Raw genomic sequence first — 9401 nt, 5'->3', positions numbered from 1 at the left:
TGCCCCTCCTTGTCTAAGGAGGGGAGCCTGCTATTACTACTGGCTCCAGTTCTAGTTTCATAGCCTCTGTTAAGACACCCCTCTAGCTCCCCTCAAGGGGAGGATTCCTGTACGGGTAGGTATAGCGGACAGGTATAGCAGACATCCTTGCAACAGCTGCTATAGAACAGAGGCTTTAGCCAGGTGCACTTTGTTGACGCTCCACTGCTCGAGCGTTCAGCGAGTTTGGAGCGTCTTGGCTTTTTTGCCTACTTTTTTTGCCAAGAAAAAAAGTAGGTCCCCGCCGGACAGGCGAAGCTATACAACAACGACAGGTTGAAGCCTGATTATGCTAAAGCTATACCTCAGGTATACTTTGAATAAAACTACTTCCCTTCAAACTGATTGATCAACCCCGTCAGGCGCTGCAAATCCTCCTCGGTATGCTGACTGCTCAGAATCACACGGGTGATAGGATCATCAGCAGGCGTCGGATACCGGAAGCTGGAGATGATCACCTGGTGCTCCTGCAGATAAGCAGCCAAACGATGCTGATGTACTCCGAATACCGGATACTGGTCAAAAAAACTGAATTGCTCCGGTTGCTGCAGGTGCTCCAGGAAATACCCGATATTGGAAAACAACTTCCTGCGGGCTTCCCGGAATACACTTTCACAGCGAAGAAACGCATACAGATAAGCAGGTATAGCCGGCGAAGCGCCTCCAAAATAATGACTATGCCGCACCTGAACCACCAGCTTTCTGTCGCCCAGTATTACCCCTGCCGGTATACCCAGCGCTTTGCCCATTGAACTGGCTACTACCAGCCGCACGTTCGCCTGTAACCGGCCCTTCAGTTGACTAAAAATACCCGCGCCGTCCTGACCCGTCACGCCAAAACCATGCGAATCATCTACCAGCAACGTAATTTGCTTGTCGCCGGGCAGGGCCGTCAGCCAGCTAAAACCATGGTTGCGGGCCTTGAGTGGATCGAGCGAATTGCAGACCAGAACGATGTTTTCCTCCGGCAGGGCTTTTACTTGCTGCAACATGGCTCCCACCCAGGCATCGTAATCACCGCTCACTTCGTCGGCTGTACTGCGCCAGAGGGCCGGGTGCGTGTTGGGCGCATAGATAAAATGTCCGATGCTCTGGAGTGTCTGCACCAGCGCCTGCCCGGCCAGGTAACCGGACGACATCGTGAGCGCTGCTTCGGCACCGGTATAGGTAGCCAGGTAACTTTCCGCCTCTTCAAACACCTGCAGTTGCAGGTTAGAATTGCGGGAACTGGAATAGTTGGTGCCGTAGCGGGCCATACCTTCCAGCAGGAAGTGCCTGAAATCTTCGTTGACAGGTATACCCAGGTACGAAGTGCCACTGCAGAACAGGTACTCCTCTCCGTTTACTACCAGGGTGCGGCCCGGCAGCTGGTCTGTGTATACCTGGTCCGTCATCAGGCAATCAGGGTGACCCCGGTACCGTTTACTTCACTATAGTTTACTTTGCCAAAGTTGATGGTTACACCGGAAGCGATGTCCTTGCTGAGCAGCAGGGCTCCGTCCATGTCCACATAATCGAGGAGCGGCAGCAGCTGGGCGATTGCCGATATACCGACACTGGATTCGGTCATACAACCTACCATCACTTTCAAGCCCAGGCTTTTGGCTTCCGCAATCATACGGCGGGCCGGCGTGAGGCCGCCGCATTTGGTAAGCTTGATGTTCACACCATGAAAGTAGCCGTGACACTTGGCCACATCGGCTTCTGTAATGCAACTTTCATCCGCGATCAGCGGAAGCTCGGAGCGCTGGTATACCTCTTTCATACCTTCCATGTCGTCGGCCCGCATGGGCTGCTCGATAAACTCTACCCCCAGCGGCTTCAGCTGACGGGAGTTCTCGATGGTTTCCTCCACCCCCCAGGCGCAGTTTGCATCTACACGGAACACCGCGTCGGTATGCTTACGCAGCTCTTTGATGATTGCCACATCCTCCTTCGTTCCCAGCTTGATCTTATAGAGTGGCCACGGCATTTCCTTCAGCTTTTTGACCATATTTTCTACCGTATCGATCCCGATGGTATAGTCGGTCAACGGCATGTTGTTGGCTTCCAGACCCCATAGCTTATACAGCGGCTGTCCGTTCATTTTGCCATACAGGTCGTTTGCTGCCAGGTCCAATGCACAAAGCGCAAACGGATTATCGGCCAGCAGCGGCTGCATTTCTGCCCAGTATGCTTCCGGAGTTGTCAGCTCCGTGGACTCTATCTTCTCCCGGATCTTCTCCAGGGCATTGGTCATGTTCTCAATGGTGAAGCCGTAGTAGGGATTGCTCGTAGCTTCGCCATAGCCTTTGTGATCACCCTGCTGCAGCTCCACGATCAGGGTTTCCTGTACGTCGCGCGAGTCGTAGGAAATGGTGAAGGTATGCCGGAGCGGCAGATCAAAAGAACGCATCGTGAGTTTCAACATGGGGTCTGTTCGTTAGTTTCGTAAGGTATAGGGTATGTTGTTTTGTTCAGCTTAGTACTTCTCGTGCACCTCGGTCATAATGCGCTCCATGGCGCTCCTGATTTCTGACGAAGACGATTTGAAGTTGTTGTTCATAAAGCTATAGAGCAGCACTTTTCCGCTTTTGGTAATCAGGTAGCCACTCTGGTTGTGCACATGCGACAAGGTGCCCGACTTCCCGAAAACAAACGGCACATCAGCTTTGTAAATGTTCCGGAAAGTGCCCGGTCTGCCGCCTACCGCCAGCATGGGGAACAACTTCTCCTGCGGGCGTTCCTGCTGCAATTTCTGAAGCAGGGCGATGATGGAGCGCGGTGTGAACATGTTCATGCTCGACAGGCCGGAGCCATCAATCCACACCGGCGTATCCGGCAGGTCGGCCAGGTAGTTCTTCACCGCATATTTGATCGCACGCTCTACGGACAATGTATCGGAGAGAGTACCGGAACTCAGCATCATCAACTGCTCGGCCATCAGGTTGTCGCTCACCTGCAGCATGCGCTTAAAAACGCTGTCGGCTGGCAGGCCATGCAAGGTCTGGGCACCGGCAGGTATAGCACGCTTCACCAGTTTCACGGGGCGCTTCAGCGTATCAGCCAGCAGTTGCACCGTCAGTTCGGGAGACGTAATAAAAGGGACTTCCTGGGAGAAGGCGACCTGCGCCCGCTTTGGATTGTAGGCGATGTCGTTGGTGCGCCAGGCTCTGCGGAACGTGTTGCTATGCGCGGTACGGGACGAATCTGTCCAGACGCGTTTTTTGAGTAAAACAGGTGTGATGGTATAGGCAGTGGCCGTGCTGTCCTTTTTGAATTTGACGATGTTGCCGTGTACCGGGAAGGCGCTTCGCTCCGGCTGATAATAGTAGTTGTAGTCGTCCCAGCCCCAGTTCATGGCGTATGGTGTGCTGGTGATGGGCGCCTCGATGTAGTAGAGTTTCTCTTTGCGGTTTTTGAGGAAATCGTACGCGATGGTATTCTGCAAATCCATGTGCGTGAAGGTCGGATCGCCGGTTCCCCAGAAAAGCAGCGAGTCGCCTTTGGCCACGTACTTCAGGGCAGGGATGGAATCGCCCAGCATTTTGGAGGCTGCATAGAACGTGAATAGCTTGGTGTTGGATGCAGGCACATAATACTTGTCTGCATTTTGCTCCACCACCATCTTGCCCAGCGCCGGATCATACAGCGCAAAACCCACGAAGCTTTGCTGCAACACCGCCACTTCCGACACCTGCCGCTGTATCTCTGCAGGACCGTACGGTTCCGGAGCAGGTGTTTTGGGTTTCGAGGTACTACAGCCCAGGAGCAACAGGAAGCCCAGACAGGAGAGGTAACGCCAGGTATAGCGGAAGGTCAGTTTTGGGAGGATGGTCATTTGTATGGGCTCCGTTTTGGTGGTTAATGCACTGTGATATTACAAATATTTTTTATACAAATTATACAGGATCAACTTCTCATCTTCCGTCAGCGGGGCCTCGACATCTGTCTGGATAAAATGGATCTTAAAGGCTCTGGTAGCGGCCTCCGGGTTGCGTATGTCGTAGCCGATGATGCGCAGGGCATCCAGCGGGTTGAAATTTTCGGGTAGCACATGTTTGGGAACCGTCTCCATCACAAGTAATGGGGCTTTGGTACTGTCGCCGGCCACAGGCACTTCGCGCAACACCAGTTCACTGGCCAGCACATCCTCGTCATACCACATCCCAAACCCATTGTCAGCCAACGTCTTCCACGGAAAAAGCGGACTTGGATCCACTTTGCGCACCGGCGCAATGTCGGCATGTCCTATGAAATTGGCGTCCGGTATACCGTGTTCCTTTTTGAGCTTGGCCAGCACTCCCAGCAGGCTGTTGATCATCTCGTCCGGAAAAGGTTCTGAGCCGTTGTTGTCCAGCTCGATGCCGATGGAAGAGGAGTTCAGATCTGTCGTGCTTCCCCATTTGCCGTTGCCTCCGTGCCAGGCGCGCATGTGGTCGTGGAGCATCTGGTATACCTTGCCGTCGCGCCCGATTACGTAATGGGAACTTACCTGTGTCGAGGGCATGGTGAAGGTCTTCAGGGTATGATCGGTGGAGTTCTGAGCCGTGTGGTGGATGACCACAAAGTTGGGTTTGCGCAGGTTGAAGTTCGTGGTGCCTACCCAATGGTCGCCCTGCGGATAAGGCTTTTCTTCGGAGGAAGGAAGCGGAGTGGTCCGCAGGAACTTGGCATAGGCTTTCGTTTGCTTTTTATACGAGCGGTTAGTGGCTGCATACGGGTTCACGGTGCAGGAAGCAAACGAGGCGCAGAACAGCAAAAGACAAAAGACTCGACGAGATAAAGACATCATAAATTTTTACTTAACAAAGTAAATATATAAATTCAAATTGGCTATTCTTGGTGCAGGCTTTCTGTCCGCTGAACATTTTGCAGCGAATGGCTTCTCCATTAAAAACCATTACCCTTTTGTTTCGCCAGTTTAGCGTGAGCGCAACTGGCGGTATAGATCCGCTACAAGCAGCGGGGCTTCTTACATGACTAAAAGCTGCGGAATGCAAGCGAGGACAACCAATAATTGGTATACCTGATTTAGCGCTGTATCTTTGGCTACTGATTGCTTACTTACTTTTGCGTCTACAATATTGCTTTTATTTGCAGGAATTTAAAAAAATACCGCAAATAAAAACGCATTCCTTCTATTTCTGTTAAATTGCAGTGTATCTGCTACAATAAAATCTTTATCACATTGAAACCACACCCTTATTTTTCCCTTGCAGTTGTTCTGCTGCTCCTCTTTGGCACCCAACACGTGCAAGGCCAGACTAAAAAAGCAAATTCCGGCAAATCAGTTGCCGCCAAAGCTACGGCAGCAGCCTTTTCCCCTGGTCGGGATGCAGATTTCCTGCAACTCACCAACCAGCGTTGGGTTGACTCTGTGTTCAACACCCTAACACCGGAAGAACGGATCGCCCAGCTGATCATGATCCCGGTTTACTCTAACAAGGACCAGGCGCACATCGACTCGATCAGCAACCTGGTGAAAACCTATAAAGTAGGCGGCCTGATCTTTTTCCAGGGAGGCCCGGTGCGCCAGGCGAAGATGACCAACCGGTATCAGAGAGAAAGCAAAGTACCCCTGATGGTTTCCATCGACGGAGAGTGGGGACTGGCCATGCGCCTCGACAGCACGATCCGCTTCCCGTTCCAGATGGCACTGGGAGGTATAGAAAACGAACGGCTGATATATGAGATGGGTGCCGAGATTGCCCGCCAGTGCAGGCGCCTGGGCGTGCATGTGAACTTTGCGCCCACGGTAGACATCAACAACAACGCCAACAACCCGGTGATCGGCTTCCGCTCCTTCGGGGAAGATAAATACAATGTGGCCCGCAAATCGATGGCCTATATGCAGGGCATGCAGGACAACCATGTACTGGCCAGCGCCAAGCACTTTCCGGGCCACGGCGACACCAACGTGGACTCCCACTACGGACTGCCCCTGATCAACTTTTCGCGCATCCGCCTGGACTCCACGGAGCTATACCCGTTCCGCCAGCTCATGGAAAAAGGATTGGGCAGCGTGATGGTGGCGCACATGAACATCCCGGTGCTCGACAACACGCCGAACCTGGCCTCCACTCTCTCCAAACCCATCGTATCGGGCCTGCTCAAAAAAGAGCTCAACTACAAAGGCCTGGTATTTACGGATGCGCTCAACATGCAGGGCGTAGCCAAGTTTTACCCGCCCGGCATTGTGGATGTGAAAGCCCTGCTGGCTGGCAACGACGTGCTCCTCAACACCATGGACGTGAAGATGACGATCCAGGAAGTGAAGAAAGCGATTGCCAACAAGGAGATCACGCAAGCTGAAATAGACCAGCGTGTACGCAAGGTGCTGGCTGCCAAGCAGTGGGTAGGCCTCGACAAGTTTGAGCCGATTGAGACAAAGAACCTGATCAAAGACCTCAACAACCCGCACGCCCAATACCTGAACCGCCAGCTGACCGAAGCTTCGCTCACCCTGCTGCGTAACAAGGACAACATCCTGCCTATCCAGGAACTGGATACCCTCAAAGTAGCCGCCCTGGCCATTGGCACGAAGAAAGAAACAGCTTTCCAGCGTGACCTGGCCCGTTATACCCAGGTAGACACATTCTTCCTGTCACCGACCAACTCGATTGAAGACCTGTTGCGCATGAAGGAAAAACTGAAGGATTATAACCTGGTCATTGCAGGGGTGCACGCGCTACAGCTTAAGGCGGGTAGCAGCAATTTCGGCATCACTGCCGAGATCAACCTGTTCCTGAAAGAGCTCATCCGCACCAAGAAAACCATCGTGAGTGTATTTGGCAACGTGTATAGCCTTGCTGAAATAGAGAGCCTCTCCAGAGCCGACGCTGTGATTGCCGCCTACCAGGAAAATGACGTAACCCAAGACCTGACCTCGCAGCTGATCTTCGGAGGTATAGGCGCTACAGGCAAACTACCGGTAACGGTGAGCAATGCCTTCAAAATTGATGATGGCCTGCTGACAAGAGGCGGTTTCCGAATGGCGTATACCATGCCGGAGGCGGTGGGCCTGAAGTCACAGGACCTGGCAGGTATAGACTCGCTCGTATACCTGGCGATCAGGGAAAAAGCGGCGCCCGGTGCGCAGGTGCTTGTCGCCAAAGAAGGCAAGATCATCTACCAGAAATCCTTCGGCTACCATACCTATGACAACCAGCAGCCGGTGCTCAACACCGACCTTTATGACCTGGCTTCGGTGACCAAGATCAGTACGTCCCTGGCGGCCTTTATGCGTCTGAAAGGGGAAGGCCGTTTTGATGAGAACAAAACACTGGGCACCTACCTGCCGATGGCAGAGGATACGGACAAGGAGAACCTCAACTACCGCGACATCCTGACGCACCAGGCCCGCCTGAAATCCTGGATCGCGTTCTGGCAAGAGACCGTAAAGAAAAACGGCAAGTTCAAGTGGAGAACCTTTAAAGCCGACTCCTCTGCCCGCTTCCCGATCAAAGTAGCCAACAACCTCTACATCCACCGCAAGTATGCAGACAAGATTTATGACGAGATCCTGGAATCGCCGCTAAACGAAAAGCCCGGATACGTCTACAGCGACCTGTCGTTCATACTGGCTCCTAAAGTAGTGGAGAACATCACCGGCGTAGGCTTCGAGACCTACCTGAAAAACTTCATCTACAAGCCGCTCGGGGCTACCACCCTGACCTTCAACCCATACAAGTACTACCCGGCTTCGCGTATTGTACCTACTGAGTTTGAGCCGCACTTCCGCAAGCAGTTGCTGCACGGCACGGTACACGACGAGGGCGCTGCCATGCTGGGCGGCGTGAGCGGACACGCAGGCCTGTTTGGCAACGCCAACGACGTAGCCAAACTCATGCAGCTATACCTCAACGACGGCCTGTACGCCAACAAGCGCTACATTGCAGATGGTGTGGTAAGCAGTTTCAGCAAGTGCCAGTTCTGCGACAAGGGCAATTACCGCGCACTTGGCTTTGATCGCCCCGCCAAACCAGGCACCGACAACGGCAATGCAGCCAAAAGCGCTCCGGCAGAAAGCTTCGGGCACTCCGGCTTCACAGGCACCTATACCTGGATCGACCCGACCAACCAGCTGGTGTATGTGTTCCTATCCAACCGCGTGAACCCAACCCGTGAGAACAGCAAACTGAGCCAGCTCAACATCCGTACCGGCGTGCTCCAGGTGGTATACGATGCCATGCAAAAGGCAAAACAACCCGGAGAAGCTTCTACCTTAGGAAAATAAAATCTACAGGCGTTCCGGACCAACCGGAGCGCCTGTTCTTTTCATACTCATCCCTGAACCCCATGAGAAACCACACCACCGCCCGCGAACTCACAGACGCCGGCCTGTTACAGAGCCAAAGCCCGGCGAGGTATCTTGCCCTGGATGTATTGCGCGGCATGACGATCGCTTTGATGATTGTCGTCAACAACCCCGGAAGCTGGGGGAGCATCTACGCTCCTTTCAAACATGCTGCCTGGCACGGATTCACTATTACGGACCTGGTTTTTCCGTCTTTCCTGTTTGTGGTCGGCAATGCCATGAGCTTCAGCATGCGCAAGTTCGAGACGCAGCCCAACAGCGTCTTCCTCCGGAAAATATTTAAAAGGACAGCCCTCATCTTTCTGATCGGACTTTTCCTCAACCTCTTTCCTTTCATCATGCGCTCTCCGGAAGGCGAAATCGTACTGAAGGATTTTACCAATGTGCGGATCATGGGCGTGTTGCAGCGGATTGCGCTTTGCTACTGTATCGCCTCGCTTGCTATCCATTACCTCAAGTACAAAGGCGCCATGATCTTTGGTGTAGTTACGCTGCTCGGTTATTGGGCTGTGCTCTACTTCTTCGGTGATCCGGCTGATCCGTACAGCCTTGAAGGCAACGCTGCACTGAAGTTTGACAGCTTGTTCCTGCGCGAAGAAAACACCTACAAAGGATTCGGTATACCTTTTGATCCGGAGGGACTTCTGAGTACGCTGCCTGCCGTTGTCAATGTGATCGCGGGTTATTTTGCCGGTATGTTCATCCGGGAAAAAGGCAGTAGCCTCAGCACCGTCTTCAAACTGAGTCTGGCAGGTGCTGCCCTGGTAGCGGTAGCCTTGGTATGGGACCTCTCCTTCCCGATCAACAAGCCCCTCTGGACAAGCTCGTACGTGCTGCACTCCGTAGGGCTCAGCCTGATCATACTGGGCGCGCTGATGTTTATACTGGAGATAGCCGGCTATGTGAAGTGGTCTTACTTTTTTGAAGCTTTCGGCAAGAACCCGCTGTTCATTTTTGCCTTTGCTACACTGGTTATCAAACTGCTCAACTTTATCCGGGTAGATGACATGAGCCTGCAACAGTGGCTTTACACCCACCTCTTTTTGAGTTGGTCAGAAGGCAA

Annotated in this window: 6 protein-coding genes; 2 read left to right on the top strand and 4 right to left on the bottom strand. The window is 53.0% G+C overall.

Annotated elements, in window-relative coordinates:
* Positions 1-365: 365 nt before the first annotated feature.
* Genes OB13_RS11700 through OB13_RS11685 form a run of 4 tightly spaced genes read right to left on the bottom strand, consistent with a single transcriptional unit; the run spans position 366 to position 4813 of the window.
* Positions 366-1433, bottom strand: a complete 1068-nt coding sequence (locus tag OB13_RS11700) for an aminotransferase class I/II-fold pyridoxal phosphate-dependent enzyme (RefSeq protein ID WP_461490349.1) — start codon at positions 1431-1433, stop codon at positions 366-368.
* Positions 1433-2449, bottom strand: coding sequence for a dipeptide epimerase (locus OB13_RS11695; RefSeq protein WP_461490348.1), 1017 nt, complete (start codon positions 2447-2449; stop codon positions 1433-1435). The genes OB13_RS11700 and OB13_RS11695 overlap by 1 nt, the downstream gene beginning before the upstream one ends.
* A gap of 51 nt (positions 2450-2500) precedes the next feature.
* Entirely contained in the window at positions 2501-3859 is a 1359-nt protein-coding gene (locus OB13_RS11690; RefSeq protein WP_461490347.1) for a D-alanyl-D-alanine carboxypeptidase, read from the bottom strand.
* Positions 3860-3898: 39 nt separating this feature from the next.
* Positions 3899-4813: an N-acetylmuramoyl-L-alanine amidase gene (locus tag OB13_RS11685; RefSeq protein WP_461490346.1), complete on the bottom strand. Its 915-nt coding sequence runs from the start codon at positions 4811-4813 to the stop codon at positions 3899-3901.
* Between the two features lie 396 nt (positions 4814-5209).
* Between OB13_RS11685 and OB13_RS11680 the strand changes: the two genes are divergently transcribed.
* Both OB13_RS11680 and OB13_RS11675 read left to right on the top strand, forming a co-directional pair.
* Positions 5210-8257: a glycoside hydrolase family 3 N-terminal domain-containing protein gene (locus OB13_RS11680; RefSeq protein ID WP_461490345.1), complete on the top strand. Its 3048-nt coding sequence runs from the start codon at positions 5210-5212 to the stop codon at positions 8255-8257.
* Positions 8258-8319: 62 nt separating this feature from the next.
* Positions 8320-9401 (top strand): acyltransferase family protein (locus OB13_RS11675; RefSeq protein ID WP_461490344.1); only part of this gene is annotated, 1082 nt, incomplete at its 3' end.

It is taken from the genome of Pontibacter sp. HJ8 (genome assembly GCF_054824225.1).
The sequence above is the reverse complement of the archived record's forward strand: the minus strand, read 5'-3'. Positions and strand labels throughout refer to the sequence as shown.